The organism is Streptomyces sp. NPDC107500 (assembly GCF_055582785.1).
The window spans coordinates 457,766-472,846 of the sequence record NZ_JBVJPF010000006.1 but is presented as its reverse complement, the minus strand read 5'-3'; the positions used below and the strand labels follow the sequence as shown (position 1 = coordinate 472,846).

Genomic DNA, 15,081 nt, shown 5'->3' with positions numbered 1-15,081 from the left:
GATGAGCCGCGCAGCACTGCTCGTCCTCGCGGACGGCCGCTTCCCCGCCGGAGGGCACGCCCACTCCGGCGGGGCGGAGGCCGCCGTCCGGGCGGGACGCGTGACCGACGCCGCGAGCCTGGAGGAGTTCTGCCGGGGGCGGCTGCACACCAGCGGCGCCGTCGCGGCGTCCCTCGCGGCGGCCGCGGCCCTCGGCGCGGACCCCGTCGGGCTCGACCGGGCCGCCGACGCCCGTACCCCGTCGCCCGCCCTGCGGGGGGTGGCGCGCAGACTCGGCCGGCAGCTGATGCGGGCCGCGCGGGCGACCTGGCCGCATCCCGAACTCGACGCGCTGGCCGGGAGGTTCCCCAAGGGTGCGCATCAGCCCGTCGTCCTGGGGGTCGCCGCCCGTGCGGCCGGGCTGGGGGCGCTGGACGCGGCGTACTGCTCCGCCTACGAGGGGGTGAGCGGGCCGGCCACCGCGGTCGTGCGGCTGCTCAGCCTCGATCCCTTCGACGCCACGGGGGTGCTGGCGCGGCTTGCGGACGACGTGGATCTGGTGGCGCGGGACGCGGTGGAGGCGGCGGGGCGCGTGATGACCGACGGGGCGGATGGGCTGCCCGCGCGGTCGGCGCCGTTGCTGGAGATCGCGGCGGAGGCGCACGCGGGGTGGGCGGTTCGGTTGTTCGCCTCGTAGGGCGTCGTTCGCCCCCGCCGCCCCTTCCCCTTCCCGACCCCAGGGGCTCTGCCCCTTCGACCCCGCCGAGGGGGCTTCGCCCCCGTGGACCCCCTTCGGCCTGGACGGCCTCGTCCTCAAGCGCCGGACGGGCCGACAACGCAATCCAGTTGCCAAGGAGCCGCCTCATGCATCTTGACCACCACCACGAACTCCCCGCCGCCGTGTCCGCCGATGCCCGGCGTCCCGACGGCACGCGACGGGCCTTGCGGATCGGGCTCGGCGGGCCCGTCGGGTCCGGGAAGACCGCCACCGTCGCCGCCCTCTGCCGGGCCCTGCGCGAGGAGTTGTCGCTCGCCGTGGTGACCAACGACATCTACACCCGCGAGGACGCCGAGTTCCTGCTCCGGGAGGCGGTGCTGCCGCCCGAGCGGATCACCGCCGTGGAGACCGGGGCCTGCCCGCACACCGCCATCCGGGACGACATCTCCGCCAACCTGGAGGCCGTGGAGGACCTGGAGGACGAGGTCGGGCCGCTCGACCTGGTCCTCGTGGAGTCCGGCGGGGACAACCTCACCGCCACCTTCTCCAAGGGGCTCGTCGACGCCCAGATCTTCGTGATCGACGTGGCCGGCGGCGACGACATCCCGCGCAAGGGCGGGCCCGGCGTCGCCACCGCCGACCTGCTGATCGTCAACAAGACCGACCTCGCGCCCCACGTCGGCTCCGACCTCGCGCGGATGGCCGCGGACGCCAAGGCGCAGCGCGGTGAACTGCCCGTCGTCCTGCAGTCGCTGCGCGGCGAGGACGGCGTCGGGGAGGTCGCCGGCTGGGTCAGGGGGCGGATCGCCGCGTGGATCGCGTGACCGGTCCGGGCGGCGTGCGGGCGAGGGCCCGGATCCTCGCCCACGGCGACGGGCGCGGCGGCACCGCCCTGCCCGTGCTGGAGGGCGAGGGACCGCTCGCGGTGCGCCGGACCCGGGGGAGCGGTGCCGAGGCCCGGGTGATGCTGGTCGGGGCGATGAGCGGGCCGCTCGGTGGCGACCACTTCACGGTGACGGCCGAGGCGGCCCGGGGCGCCCGGCTGCGGGTCGGCTCGGCCGCCGCCACCCTCGCCCTGCCGGGGCAGGAGAAGGGGGGCTCCCGCTACGACGTCCGGCTCACCGTCGGCGACGACGCCGAACTGCACTGGCTGCCCGAGCAGCTGATCTCCGCGCACGGCAGCGACCTGTACGTCGGTACGCGCGTCGACCTCGCCGCCGGAGCCCGGCTGCTGCTGCGCGAGGAGCAGGTGCTCGGCCGGGCCGGGGAGGAACCGGGCCGCCTCACCAGCCGTCTGACCGTACGGATCGAGGGCCGCGGCGTCCTCGACCAGGAACTGGCCTGCGGGCCCGGCGCCCCGGGTGGCTGGGACGGGCCGGCGGGGCTCGCCGGACACCGTGCCGTCGGCCAGCTGGTCGTCGTACGCCCCGGGTTCGCGACGGAGCCGCCGGCCGCCCGGGTGTTCGAGGAGGGCGCGGCCGTCATGCCGCTGGCCGGACCCGCCGCGCTGGTGACCGCGGTGGCGCCGGACGCGCTGCGGCTGCGGCGGCTGCTGGACGGGGCGTTGGCCTCGCTGGGGCGCGACTAGCGAACGCCTTTCTCCGTTTATCGGATTGGCAAAGAAGTAGTACTTAGTCTGTTCTCAGTCGACGCACAGCCGCGAGGATCCCCGTACTTGTCACGAACACGTACGGGGAGGGCCACTTGAGCAAGAGCAGAGTGCGGCAGAGGGCGACGGCGTTCGGCACGGCCGGAGCGCTGGTCACCGCCACGCTGATAGCCGGTGCCGTCACGGCACCCACCGCGAGCGCCGCACCCGCGTCCGGGCAGCCCTCCGCGCAGGGCTGGGACCACGAGGCCCGCGGTGCCGTCATCGCCGCCGCCCGCGCCGCCCGCGCCGGGGTCGACTGGCAGGACTGCCCCGCCGACTGGAACCTCCCCAAGCCGATCCAGTGCGGCTATGTCACCGTGCCGCTCGACTACGCCAAGCCGTTCGGCAAGCAGATCAAGATCGCCGTCGACCGCATCGGCAACACCGGCACCAAGAGCGAGCGCCAGGGCGCCCTCCTCTACAACCCCGGCGGCCCGGGCGGCTCCGGACTGCGCTTCCCGGCCCGCGTCACCGGCAAGAGCGCGGTGTGGGCCAAGACGGCCGAGGCCTACGACTTCGTGGGCTTCGACCCGCGCGGCGTCGGCAAGTCCGCCCCGATCTCCTGCGTCGACCCGCAGGAGTTCGTCAAGGCACCCAAGATGGATCCCGTGCCCGGCTCCGAGGCCGACAAGCTCGCCCAGCGCAAGCTCGCCCGGGAGTACGCCGACGGCTGCTTCGAGCGCAGCGGCGAGATGCTCCCGCACATGACCACGCCGAACACCGCACGCGACCTCGACGTCGTCCGGGCCGCCCTCGGCGAGAAGAAGCTCAACTTCCTCGGCGTCTCCTACGGCACCTACCTCGGCGCCGTCTACGGCACCCTCTTCCCCGGCCACGTGCGCCGCATGGTCGTCGACAGCGTCGTCAACCCGTCCCGCGAGAAGATCTGGTACCAGGCCAACCTGGACCAGGACGTCGCCTTCGAGCAGCGCTGGAAGGACTGGCAGGACTGGGTCGCGAAGAACGACGCCACCTTCCACCTGGGTGACACCCGCGCCGAGGTCCAGGAGCAGTGGCTGAAGCTGCGCGCCGCCGCCGCGAAGGAACCCCTCGGCGGCGTCGTCGGCCCGGCCGAGCTGATCTCCTTCTTCCAGAGCGCCCCGTACTACGACTCCGCGTGGGTGCCCACCGCGGACATCTTCGGCAAGTACGTCGCCGGTGACACCCAGGCCCTCGTCGACGCCGCCGCGCCGGACCTCTCCGACACCGCGGGCAACGCCTCGTCGGAGAACGGCAACGCCGTCTACACGGCCGTCGAGTGCGCCGACGCCCAGTGGCCCACCGACTGGCGGACCTGGGACGCCGACAACACCGAGCTGCACCGCGACCACCCGTTCATGACCTGGGCCAACGCCTGGATGAACCTGCCCTGTGCCACCTGGCCGGTCAAGCAGCGCACCCCGGTGGACGTGAAGACCGGCAAGGGCCTCCCGCCGGTGCTGATCGTCCAGTCCGAACGGGACGCGGCCACTCCGTACGGCGGCGCCGTCGAACTGCACAAGCGGTTCAAGGGATCCCGCCTCATCACCGAGCGGGACGCCGGCTCGCACGGCGTCACCGGGCTGGTCAACCCGTGCGTCAACGACCGGGTCGACACGTACCTGCTCACCGGGAAGGTGGACACCAAGGACGTGACCTGCGCCCCGCACGCCACGCCCAAGCCCTGACACTCGCGGGCACCTCGTGGGGGCGGCCGGTCCGACCGGCCGCCCCTTCGGCCGTTCTCAGCCCTGGCGCGCCGCGAACCAGGCGTCCTCGGCCGCGTAGTCGAAGAGGTCGCCGTACGCCTGGAACATCTTGGGGTACGCCTCCCGCCAGTCGCGTCCGGTCAGCCGCTCCTCGATGAAGGCGACCGTCTCCGCCAGGTGGTCGGCGTACCGGCCCACCGGGCGGTAGCCCAACTGGCGTTCCGCCTCGCTCATGTCGCACACGACGGGCGCCGACACCGACCACGGCGTGTCGCCCACGGTGTCCGCGGGCGGCTCCCCGTCCACCAGGACGTCCTCGGTCTCCACGCCCATCACCTTGTCGACGGCCGCCGCGATCTCCGCCACCGTCGGCGCGTCCGGGTCGACCGCGTTCAGGACGCGGCTGCCCGGCCGGGGCGCGGCCAGCCGGATCAGCTCGGCGACGGTGTGCACACTCGCCGGGTGGAAGCGGCTCCCGCCCCCGTACGCGAGGACACGCCGGCGTCTGCCGTCGAGGTTGCGCTTGACGAAGTACAGCTCGCGCGGGGTCCGGCAGTACGGACCGTGCACCGCGCCCGCGCGCAGCAGGGTCGCGGGCAACCGGTCGCCCGCCGCGAGGAGTTCACGTTCCAGCGCCACTTTCCGGGTGCTGTACGAGGCGTCGCCCGGCTCGACGGTTCGCTGCGCCTCCGTGAGCGGCACCGGGTAGTGCGGGAAGCCGTCGGGCTCGGACTGGGTGTCGAAGTTCCGGCCCTCGTCGTCCTCGTAGACCGAGATGCTGGAGACGACCACGGCCGAGCCGACCCGTCCGGCGAGCGCGGTCAACTGCCGTGCGTGCCCCGCGTCGAAGGCCACCGTGTCCACCAGGACGTCGCAGCCCTCGCCGACCGCCGCCGACAGCGCCGCGTCGTCCTCCCGGTCGGCCCGTACCACCCGTACGTCCCGCGGCCACCGCGCGTCCCGGCCGCCGCCCCGCGAGACGGCGGTCACCTCCCAGCCGTCCCGGGCCAGCGCCCCCACGGCCATGCGTCCGATCTGTCCCGTCGCCCCGATCACCACTGCACGTGTCATACGCCGACCGTAGGCGTGTCTCCCGGCACGGGCCACGGCCTTCTGCCGACGGCAGACGACGTGTCCCGGGCCGTGTCGTCAACGGGCCCTAGCGGTGCGGCAGGCGGGGGAACCGGCGTCCCTGCGCCGCCTTCTGAGCCTCCTCGGCCTTCACGTCCGCGGCGTACCGGTCGACGTACTCCTGACCGGACAGCGAAAGGATGGCGTACATGATCTCGTCGGTGGCGGCGCGCAGCACGGCCTTCTCGCCCTCCATGCCCGCGTAGCGGGAGAAGTCCAGGGGCTCGCCGAAGCGGATCACCACCGGGTGCACCTTGGGGATCTTCCGGCCCGGCGGCTGCGCCTCGAACGTGCCGATCATCGCGCAGGGCACGACCGGCACCCCCGCCCGCAGTGCCATCACCGCGACGCCGACCTTGCCCTTGTACAGCCGTCCGTCGTGCGAGCGGGTGCCCTCCGGGTAGATGCCCAGCAACTCGTCCTTGCCCAGCACGCCCAGGCCCTCGCGGATCGCGGCCTGCCCCGCCTCCTTGCCGGAGCGGTCGACGGGGATCTGCCCGGCGCTGCGGAAGAAGAACGCCGTCAGCCTGCCCTTCAGACCCGGCCCGGTGAAGTACTCGGCCTTGGCGAGGAAGGTGATGCGGCGTCTGAGCACCGCGGGCATCAGGAAGTGGTCCGAGAAGGAGAGGTGATTGCCCGCCACGATGGCCGCCCCCGACGCCGGTACGTGGTCCAGGCCCTCGATCCGCGGCCGGAAGACCAGCCTCAGCAGCGGGCCCAACAGCACGTATTTGAGGACGTAGTAGAACAAGGCGTCGCTCCTCAGCCCGGTGGGACGGCACGATCGCCGTGTTTTCACTGGTCGACCGGCGTCTGCCGGGCTGCCAGTGTAGGTGCGGGCCGGGCCCGCCCGGAACCGGACGTGCCCGGCCCGCCGGCCGTACTCCCGTCAGAACCTCGGCGTCGGCGCCTGCGCCTCCACCATCTCCGCGGCCTCCTCGTCGCTCTGCACCGACGGCGGGGAGCCCTCGAGAGGCTGCTGGGCCGTCTCCTTCATGCAGGCCACCGCCACGACACCGATCAGGGCCGCGGCCATCGCGTAGTAGGCGGGCATCATGTCGGAGCCGGTCACGCTGATCAGCGCGGTGATCACCAGCGGCGTGGTGCCGCCGAACAGGGACGCCGAGAGGTTGTAGCCGACCGACAGGGACCCGTACCGGACGTTGGTGGGGAACATCGCCGGGAGCGCCGCCGACATCGTGCCGAGCAGGCACACCAGGGACAGTCCGAGCATCAGCATGCCCGCGGAGACGGCGAGCAGACTGCCCTCCTGGACCAGCACGAAGGCCGGTGCGGACAGCACGAAGAAGCTGATCATGCCGGTCATCAGCAAGGGCTTGCGGCCGAAGCGGTCGGACAGCTTGCCGACCTGGTTGATGATCAGCATCAGCAGCACCATCGTGGCCACCAGGATCATCAGGCCGTGGCTCTCGCTGTAGTCCAGTTCGTCCGACAGGTACGTCGGCATGTACGACAGCAGCATGTAGTCGGTGATGTTGTACGCGCCGACCAGCGCGATGCACAGCACCAGCGACCGCCAGTGGGTCCGGAAGATCTTGGCGAGGTCGCCGCGGGCGGTGGTCTCCACCGCCGTCGCCGCCTCCGAGACGTGGACGTTGGAGTCGTCCAGCTTCAGGAACGCGGGCGTGTCGTCCAGCCTCAGCCGCAGGTAGATACCGACGATGCCGAGCGGCGCCGCCACCAGGAACGGGATGCGCCAGCCCCAGGCGTCCATCGTGTCGGTGCCGAGCCAGGCCGTGAGGCCGGTGACCAGACTCGCCGCGCCGGTGTATCCGGCGAGCGTGCCCAGCTCCAGGAAGCTGCCGAAGAAACCGCGCCGCTTGTCGGGCGCGTACTCGGCGATGAACGTGGAGGCACCGCCGTACTCGCCGCCGGTCGAGAAGCCCTGGAGCAGACGGAACACGATCAGCAGGACCGGGGCCCAGAAGCCGATCGTGGCGTAGCTGGGGATGAGTCCGATGGCGGCGGTACCGATCGCCATCAGGATCATCGTCAGCGCGAGCACCTTCTTGCGGCCGATCTTGTCACCCATCGGGCCGAAGAACATGCCGCCCAGCGGACGCACCAGGAACGCCACGGCGAACGTGGCGAACGAGGAGAGCAGCTGCGCCGTGTCACTCCCGGACGGGAAGAACACCCGGCCGATGGTGCCGGCCAGATAGGCGTAGATGCCGAAGTCGAACCACTCCATGGCATTGCCGAGGGACGCCGCCTTCACGGCACGCTTGACCGCGGCCTCGTCCGTGACGGTGATGTCCGACCGGCGCAGCCGGGGGTTCTGCCGGCGCTTGATGGCCCGGAACAGGGTCCGGTGGCGGCGCACCGCCGCGGCGTCGGGTTCCTGGCCGTTGTCGGTGGGGGACGTGGCGGCCTCCCTTTCCACGCGCAGCCACTCCTGCCGGAGGGCTGCTCGGTCGTACGAATCTCAGGTCGTACCCCTTCCCTCGATCATGCTGGGTATGGTCGTGACTTCGGTCATGCGGCTGAGCCAATGAGGTGAGGGGGCGGGCGGGTACCCTGCGCGCATGCGCATCGCCGTCTCCTCCGACATGGACGAACCCGTGGCCCGGCTCCTCGTGGAGGAGCTGCGCGGACGCGGACACGAGGTGCTCGCGCACGGCGCGCTGAGTGCCGGGGCGGACGACCGGTGGGCCGTGTGCTCCGAGCGGGCGGCCCGCGAGGTCGCCGACGGGCGGGCCGACCAGGCCGTGGTGTGCTGCTGGACCGGCACCGGCGCGTCGATCGCCGCCAACAAGGTGCCGGGCGTCCGCGCGGCCCTGTGCGCCGACGCGTACACGGCGGACGGGGCCCGCCGGTGGAACGACGCGAACGTGCTCGCCCTCAGCCTGCGCCTGACGTCGGCACCGCTGCTGCGGGAGATCCTCGACGCCTGGTTCGCGGGCGGGCCGAGCGAGGACGCCGAGGACCGCGAGAACGTCACGCGGGTGGAGCGGCTCGACCGGGGCCGCACCGCTCCGTAGGACGGACACGCCCGGGTCAGGACGTCAGCACCTTCTCCAGCGTCCCGAGCGCCCCCTCCAGCTCCGCGGCGGTGACCGTCAGCGGCGGCGCCAGCCGGATCGTCGAACCGTGCGTGTCCTTCACGAGGACGCCCTCGCGCATCAGCCGCTCGCTGATCTCACGGCCGGTGCCCAGCGCCGGGTCCACGTCGACCCCCGCCCACAGCCCCCGCGCGCGGAAGCCGACGACGCCCTTGCCGACCAGCGCGGCCAGACCCTCGCGCAGCACCGCGCCCAGCTCCGCGGCGCGGCGCTGGAACTCGCCCGTCTCCAGCAGCTCCACCACCGCCGTGCCGACCGCGGCCGCCAGCGGGTTGCCGCCGAACGTCGAACCGTGCTCGCCCGGGTGCAGCACGCCCAGCACGTCCCGGCGGCCGACCACCGCCGACACCGGGACGATGCCGCCGCCCAGCGCCTTGCCGAGCAGCACCACGTCCGGCACGACCGACTCGTGCGCGACGGCGAGCGTGTGCCCGGTGCGGCCGAGACCCGACTGGATCTCGTCCGCGACGAACAGACAGCCCGCCCGGCGGGTCAGCTCCCGCACCCCGGCGAGATAGCCGTCGTCCGGGATCAGCACCCCCGCCTCGCCCTGGATCGGCTCGATCAGCACGGCCGCCGTCGTCTCGTCGACGGCCGCCTCCATGGCCGCCAGGTCGTTGTACGGCACCACCCGGAAACCCGGCGTGAACGGGCCGAAGCCCGCGCGCGCCGTCTCGTCCGTCGAGAAGCTGACGATCGTCGTCGTACGGCCGTGGAAGTTGTCCGCCGCGACCACGATCGTCGCCCGGTCCGCAGGGACGCCCTTCACGTCGTAGGCCCACTTGCGGGCCACCTTGATGCCGCTCTCCACCGCCTCCGCGCCGGTGTTCATCGGCAGCACCATGTCCGTGCCGGTCAGCGCGGCCAGCCGCTCGGCGAAGCCCGCGAGCCGGTCGTTGTGGAAGGCGCGTGAGGTGAGGGTGAGCCGGTCCAGCTGGCGGTGGGCGGCCTCGATCAGCGCCGGGTGGCGGTGCCCGAAGTTGAGAGCCGAGTAGCCGGCCAGCATGTCCAGGTAGCGGCGGCCCTCCACGTCCTCGACCCAGGCGCCCTCCGCACGGGCCACGACCACGGGCAGCGGGTGGTAGTTGTGCGCGAGGACGGGCTCCTCCGCGCGGATCAGCTCCGCGGAACCGCGGGTGGGGGCGGGTGCGGTCATGGGTGGGCCTCCCGGATCTCCTGGGTGCAGCACTTGATGCCGCCACCGGCCTTGTGGAACTCGGACAGGTCGACGGGGACGGGCACGTAGCCGCGGCCGGCGAGCGCGTCCGCAAGGGCACGGGCCTGGGGCGCGATGAACACGTGCCGTCCGTCGGAGACGGAGTTCAGCCCGAACGCCATGGCGTCCTCGCGGGTGGCGAGCACCGCGTCCGGGTAGAGCCGCTCCAGCACCTCGCGGCTGCCCGGCGAGAACGCCTCGGGGTAGTAGGCGATGTTCGCCTCGGTGCCGTCCGTCCCGTCGTCGAGCACGAACAGCGCCGTGTCCAGGTGGTAGAAGTACGGGTCCGCCAGCGTCAGCGAGACCACCGGCACGCCGAAGAACTCCTGCACCTCGCGATGTGCCTCACGGGAGGTGCGGAACCCCGTGCCGGCCAGGATCCAGCGGCCGGCCGGGACCAGGTCGCCCTCGCCCTCGCAGACCGACTCGGGAAGCTGGACCTCGAAGTCCCGCGTCTTGAACCACGCCATGAAGGGCAGCGACTCGGGGCGTCGCTCGGGCGCGTGGAAGAGCGAGCCGAAGACCCGCCCCTCGACCACGACCGCGCAGTTCGCGGCGAACACCATGTCGGGCAGGCCCGGGACCGGGTCGACGCCGTCCACGGTGTGGCCGTGGGCACGGTAGACGTCGACCAGCGCCTGCCACTGGTCGAGGGCGCGTATGACATCGACCGGCCGGTCGGTGCTCATCCACGGATTGATCGCGTACTGCACGGCGAAGTGTCTGGGTTCGCAGACCAGGAAGCGCCGTCGGCGCGGCACACGGGACTCGGGCACAGAGGGGTACCTCCGCTACTCACGGTGTGTAACTGGGTTGATACCACGGTAGAAACCGACGGCCACGCCGGACAAGCGACGAAGACTGCGTGTTGCCGCACGATCGCTGCGTCTTCCACCAGGTCAGCGCAGGTCTGCTGCGCCCTCGAGAGCCAGCAGACCCGCGCCCGCCTCCGGACTGTCCGGGATCAGGTGGGACAGCACCATCACACTGATCGTCTTCCGGATGAACGGCTCCGCACGGATCCGCTCCAGCACCTCCTCGAAGTGCTCCACGTCCCGCGCCCGCACGTGCAGCAGGGCGTCCGCGCCGCCGGTCACCGTCATCGCCGCCCTGATCTCCGGATAGCCCCGCACGACCTCCGCCAGCCGCCGCGGCGGCGCCGCCCCCTCGCAGTACACCTCCACGTACGCCTCGGTGCGCCAGCCCAGCGCGGCGGGCCGCACCGTCGCCGTGAACCCGGTGATCACACCGGTCTCGCGCAGCCGGTCCACCCGGCGCTTGACCGCCGTCGAGGAGAGCCCGATCTCCGCGCCGATCTCGGCGAAGGACGTCCTGGCGTTCGTCATCAGGGCGGTGACGATCTTCCGGTCGAGTTCGTCGAACGGAGTGGGCCTGCTGTTCATGCGGGCACTGTATCCAGCGGATACGTCCATGCCCGGCCCGTGTGCAGGCGTACGGATTACTCCTACACTCCAGCCTCATGCTGCGCGCCCTCGCTGTCGACGACGAACGCCCCACGCTCGAAGAACTCGTGTACCTCCTCAACGCCGATCCCCGCATCGGCGCGGCGGAGGGCGCGAGCGACGCGACCGAGGCGCTGCGCCGCATCAACCGGGCCCTGGAGTCGGGCCCCGACGGGCCGGACGCCATCGACGTCGTCTTCCTCGACATCCAGATGCCCGGCCTCGACGGACTGGACCTCGCCCGGCTGCTGACCGGATTCGCGCGCCCTCCGCTGATCGTGTTCGTCACCGCCCACGAGGACTTCGCCGTGCAGGCCTTCGACCTGGACGCGGTCGACTACGTCCTCAAACCCGTGCGCCGGGAGCGGCTCGCCGAGGCGGTGCGCCGCGCCGTCGAGCAGCGCGGCGCGACGCCCCCCTCACCGCGGATACCCGTCCACGAACCCGACCCCGACCACATCACCGTGGAACTCGGCGGCGTCGCCCGCTTCGTCCCCGTCGACGACATCACCCACGCCGAGGCCCAGGGCGACTACGCCCGCCTGCACACCGACAAGGGCAGCCACCTCGTCCGCATCCCGCTGTCCACCCTGGAGGAGCGCTGGCGGGCCCGCGGCTTCGTCCGCATCCACCGCCGCCACCTCGTCGCCCTGCGCCACATCGGCGAACTCCGCCTGGACGCCGGCACCGTCAGCGTCCTGGTGGGCACCGAGGAACTCCAGGTCAGCCGCCGCCACGCCCGCGAGCTGCGGGACCTGCTCATGCGGAGGCCGTGACCGTGCCCCAGGACCCCGGCGAGCGCCGCGTCACCGTCACCGGCCCGCCCAGGCGCACCCGGCGGGCCTCCGGCTACTACCGCCCGCGCACCGAGATCGACGAGCAGACCACCCTCGGCCACACCTACGTCCGCTCCCTCATGCGCAGCCAGCTGCGGGCCGGCCTCACCGCCCTCGCGGTCCTCGGCCTCCTCGTCGGACCGCTGCCCCTGCTCTTCGCGGCACTGCCCGACGCCCGCCGCCTGGAATGGGCCGTCCTCGGCTTCGGCCTGTACGCGCCGCTGGTCCTCCTGGCCCGCTGGTACGTGCGCCGCGCCGAGCGCAACGAACGGGACTTCGTGCGCCTCGTCGAGGACCGATGAACTCCAGCTACGCCATACCCGCGGTCGCCCTGGTCGTCGTGGCCACCGTCCTGGTCGGCGCCTTCGGCCTGCGCATCTCCCGCACCACCTCCGACTTCTACGTCGCCTCCCGCACCGTCGGCCCGCGCCTGAACGCCGCCGCCATCAGCGGCGAGTACCTCTCCGCCGCCTCCTTCCTCGGCATCGCCGGCCTGGTCCTCGTCCAGGGTCCCGACATGCTCTGGTACCCGGTCGGCTACACCGCCGGCTACCTGGTCCTGCTGCTCTTCGTCGCGGCCCCGCTGCGCCGCTCCGGCGCCTACACACTGCCCGACTTCGCCGAGGCGCGGCTCGCCTCCCAGGGGGTGCGGCGGCTCGCGGGCGCCTTCGTCGTCGGCGTCGGCTGGCTGTACCTGCTGCCCCAGCTCCAGGGCGCCGGGCTGACCCTCACCGTGCTCAGCGGCGCCCCCGACTGGCTCGGCGGGGTGATCGTCGCCGTCGTCGTCACCGGTGTGGTCGCCGCCGGCGGCATGCGCAGCATCACCTTCGTCCAGGCCTTCCAGTACTGGCTGAAACTCACCGCGCTGCTCGTCCCCGCCCTCTTCCTGGTGCTCGCCTGGCAGGGAGACGGCGCGCCCGGCCGACCCTTCGAGGAACCGGCCACCTTCCGCGAGCAGCGCTCCGTGCGGGTCGACGACGGCCTCACCCTCAAGCTCGACCGCCCGCTGACCGTCACCGTCGACGGCACCGTGGACGGCCGCGCCCACGACGGCACCCGGCTGAGCCTGCCCACCGGCACCCACCGCATTGAGGCCGGCACCCGCCTCACCTTCGCCGAGGACACCCCGGTCCCGGCCGCCGGACGCGGCGCCGACGACGCCCTGTCGCCCTCCCGTGCCGAGAGCCGCACGGAGCGCCCGCTGTACGCCACGTACGGCCTGATCCTCGCCACCTTCCTGGGCACCATGGGCCTGCCGCACGTCGTGGTGCGCTTCTACACCAGCCCGCACGGCGTCGCCGCCCGCCGTACCACCGTCGCCGTGCTCGGCCTGATCGGCGCCTTCTACCTGCTGCCGCCCGTCTACGGCGCCCTGGGCCGCCTCTACGCCCCCGAGCTGACCCTCACCGGCGACGCCGACGCCGCCGTCCTGCTGTTGCCCGACCGGGTCGTCGGGGGAGTGGGCGGCGACCTGCTCGGCGCGCTGGTCGCGGGCGGCGCCTTCGCCGCGTTCCTGTCCACCGCCTCGGGGCTGACCATGGCCGTCGCGGGTGTCCTCACCCAGGACGTGCTGCCGTCCCGGGGCGTGCCGCACTTCCGCCTCGGCACCCTCCTCGCCATGGCCGTACCGCTGGCGGCGAGCGCGCTGGTCGGCGGACTGCCCGTCGCCGACGCCGTGGGCCTCGCCTTCGCCGTGTCGGCCTCGTCCTTCTGCCCGCTGCTCGTCCTCGGCATCTGGTGGCGCCGGCTGACCCCGCCCGGCGCCGCGGCCGGGATGCTGGTGGGCGGCGGCTCCGCCCTGCTCGCCGTCGCCGCCACCATGGGCGGCTTCCCGGGCGGCGGCGGGGCGCTGCACGCCCTGCTGGCCTGGCCGGCGCTCTGGTCGGTGCCGCTGGGCTTCCTCACCATGGTGCTGGTCTCCCTGGCCACGCCGGGCCGGGTACCGGCCGGGACGGCGGCGATCCTGGCCCGCTTCCACCTGCCGGAGGAGCTGGGCGCGGGGGAGCTGCGCGGGGAGGGCCGCCCGGCGGACGCGCCGGCCGCCGGTGGTCTGCCCTCGGGCGGTCATCAGGCGCCGCGCGAGGAGGTGAGGCCGTGAGCGGCTCCCTGGGCGGATTCCTGGCGGGCCTCGCCGTGGCCCTGCTGCCCCTGCTGGCGGCGGGCTTCTGGCTGGGGCGGCGCACCGCCCGCCCGCAGACCCTCGGCGGTCTCGGCACCCCGGTCGAGCACGCCACCTTCCAGACCCTGCACACCGCGTCCCTGGCCACACCCCCGCTGCGGGCGGGCCTGACCGAGGAGACCGCCGGCAAGTCCGCCCGCAAGCTGCGCTCCCTGCTCGGCACGGACGCGCTGTGCCTGACCGACCTCAAGGAGGTCCTGGTGTGGGACGGTGTGGGCGGCCATCACCGCACGGAGATCATGGAACGCCTCGCCGGGCCGCTGGAGACCGGCCGCGGCGAGGCGTTCCCGCTGACCTGCGACATCCCGGACTGTTCGGTGCGCTGGGCGGTGGTCGCCCCGCTCACCGTCGACGACCGGGTGCACGGCGCCCTGGTCGCCTGCGCGCCCCGCGAGTCCGCCGTCCTGGTCCGGGCCGCCGGGGAGGTCGCCCGCTGGGTCTCCGTCCAGCTGGAGCTGGCCGACCTCGACCAGTCCCGCACCCGGCTCATCGAGGCCGAGATCAAGGCGCTGCGGGCGCAGATCTCCCCGCACTTCATCTTCAACTCGCTCGCGGTGATCGCGTCCTTCGTCCGCACCGATCCCGAGCGCGCCCGGGAGCTGCTGCTGGAGTTCGCCGACTTCACCCGCTACTCGTTCCGGCGGCACGGCGACTTCACCACCCTCGCCGACGAGCTGCACGCCATCGACCACTACCTGGCACTGGTGCGGGCCCGCTTCGGCGACCGGCTCGCCGTCACCCTCCAGGTCGCCCCCGAGGTACTGCCGGTCGCCCTGCCCTTCCTGTGCCTCCAGCCGCTCGTCGAGAACGCCGTCAAGCACGGTCTGGAGGGTAAGGCGGACCGCTGCCGTATTCAGATCACCGCGCAGGACGCGGGCGCCGAGGCCCTGGTCGTCATCGAGGACGACGGCGCGGGCATGGACCCGGGGCTGCTGCGCCGTATCCTCGCGCGCGAGGTCAGCCCGTCGGGCGGCATCGGGCTGTCCAACGTCGACGACCGCCTCCGCCAGGTCTACGGAGACGACCACGGCCTCGTCATCGAGACGGCCGTCGGCGCGGGCATGAAGATCACCGTCCGGCTGCCGAAGTACCAGCCGGGCGTGCACTCGGCGGGCCGGCTGGGCCGCGAGTGAGGGG

15 protein-coding genes are annotated in these 15,081 nt (G+C 73.0%); 9 read left to right on the top strand and 6 right to left on the bottom strand.

Translation table 11 applies throughout. From position 1 onward, the window contains the following. The first annotated feature begins 1 nt into the window (after position 1). The 4 genes from ACZ67M_RS25715 (at position 2) to ACZ67M_RS25700 (ending at position 4,015) form a co-directional block, all read left to right on the top strand. Entirely contained in the window at positions 2-676 is a 675-nt protein-coding gene (locus ACZ67M_RS25715) for an urease accessory protein UreF (RefSeq protein ID WP_469852906.1), read from the top strand. 167 nt (positions 677-843) lie between these two features. Further along, positions 844-1,521, top strand: coding sequence for an urease accessory protein UreG (gene ureG / locus ACZ67M_RS25710; protein ID WP_467324079.1), 678 nt, complete (start codon positions 844-846; stop codon positions 1,519-1,521). Then, positions 1,509-2,285 carry an urease accessory protein UreD gene (locus ACZ67M_RS25705; protein WP_469852905.1) on the top strand — a complete coding sequence of 259 codons (777 nt, stop codon included), beginning with the start codon at positions 1,509-1,511 and terminating at the stop codon, positions 2,283-2,285. The genes ureG and ACZ67M_RS25705 overlap by 13 nt, the downstream gene beginning before the upstream one ends. A gap of 116 nt (positions 2,286-2,401) precedes the next feature. Beyond that, complete coding sequence (locus ACZ67M_RS25700; protein WP_385795277.1) at positions 2,402-4,015, top strand: alpha/beta hydrolase; 1,614 nt, start codon at positions 2,402-2,404, stop codon at positions 4,013-4,015. A gap of 57 nt (positions 4,016-4,072) precedes the next feature. Here ACZ67M_RS25700 and ACZ67M_RS25695 read toward each other — a convergent pair whose 3' ends face one another. From ACZ67M_RS25695 to proP, 3 genes are all read right to left on the bottom strand, one after another. Then, complete coding sequence (locus ACZ67M_RS25695; RefSeq protein WP_469852902.1) at positions 4,073-5,107, bottom strand: NAD-dependent epimerase/dehydratase family protein; 1,035 nt, start codon at positions 5,105-5,107, stop codon at positions 4,073-4,075. Positions 5,108-5,195: 88 nt separating this feature from the next. Beyond that, a complete protein-coding gene (locus ACZ67M_RS25690) occupies positions 5,196-5,918 on the bottom strand; it encodes a lysophospholipid acyltransferase family protein (protein ID WP_122620903.1) in 723 nt (240 codons plus the stop codon). Between the two features lie 138 nt (positions 5,919-6,056). Then, a complete protein-coding gene (gene proP / locus ACZ67M_RS25685) occupies positions 6,057-7,571 on the bottom strand; it encodes a glycine betaine/L-proline transporter ProP (RefSeq protein ID WP_361355770.1) in 1,515 nt (504 codons plus the stop codon). Positions 7,572-7,713: 142 nt separating this feature from the next. Between proP and ACZ67M_RS25680 the strand changes: the two genes are divergently transcribed. Next, entirely contained in the window at positions 7,714-8,169 is a 456-nt protein-coding gene (locus ACZ67M_RS25680) for an RpiB/LacA/LacB family sugar-phosphate isomerase (RefSeq protein ID WP_122620901.1), read from the top strand. 16 nt (positions 8,170-8,185) lie between these two features. Here the strand turns inward: ACZ67M_RS25680 and rocD are convergent, their stop codons facing one another. The 3 genes from rocD to ACZ67M_RS25665 form a co-directional block, all read right to left on the bottom strand. Next, positions 8,186-9,406, bottom strand: a complete 1,221-nt coding sequence (gene rocD / locus ACZ67M_RS25675) for an ornithine--oxo-acid transaminase (RefSeq protein WP_385795273.1) — start codon at positions 9,404-9,406, stop codon at positions 8,186-8,188. Further along, entirely contained in the window at positions 9,403-10,242 is an 840-nt protein-coding gene (gene ddaH, locus ACZ67M_RS25670; protein WP_467323810.1) for a dimethylargininase, read from the bottom strand. The genes rocD and ddaH overlap by 4 nt, the downstream gene beginning before the upstream one ends. 123 nt (positions 10,243-10,365) lie before the next feature. After that, a complete protein-coding gene (locus ACZ67M_RS25665) occupies positions 10,366-10,869 on the bottom strand; it encodes an Lrp/AsnC family transcriptional regulator (protein ID WP_469852899.1) in 504 nt (167 codons plus the stop codon). A gap of 77 nt (positions 10,870-10,946) precedes the next feature. Here ACZ67M_RS25665 and ACZ67M_RS25660 point away from each other — a divergent pair, with 77 nt between their 5' ends. Genes ACZ67M_RS25660 through ACZ67M_RS25645 form a run of 4 tightly spaced genes read left to right on the top strand, consistent with a single transcriptional unit; the run spans position 10,947 to position 15,077 of the window. Further along, positions 10,947-11,705, top strand: a complete 759-nt coding sequence (locus ACZ67M_RS25660; protein WP_361355778.1) for a LytR/AlgR family response regulator transcription factor — start codon at positions 10,947-10,949, stop codon at positions 11,703-11,705. A gap of 2 nt (positions 11,706-11,707) precedes the next feature. Further along, positions 11,708-12,067 carry a hypothetical protein gene (locus ACZ67M_RS25655; RefSeq protein ID WP_161332471.1) on the top strand — a complete coding sequence of 120 codons (360 nt, stop codon included), beginning with the start codon at positions 11,708-11,710 and terminating at the stop codon, positions 12,065-12,067. Then, the gene (locus ACZ67M_RS25650) at positions 12,064-13,863 is read left to right on the top strand and encodes a sodium/solute symporter (RefSeq protein WP_469852897.1); all 1,800 of its coding nucleotides are present in this window, start codon (positions 12,064-12,066) and stop codon (positions 13,861-13,863) included. Before ACZ67M_RS25655 ends, ACZ67M_RS25650 begins: the two co-directional genes overlap by 4 nt. A gap of 8 nt (positions 13,864-13,871) precedes the next feature. Then, complete coding sequence (locus ACZ67M_RS25645) at positions 13,872-15,077, top strand: sensor histidine kinase (protein WP_361356407.1); 1,206 nt, start codon at positions 13,872-13,874, stop codon at positions 15,075-15,077. Positions 15,078-15,081 lie beyond the last annotated feature (4 nt).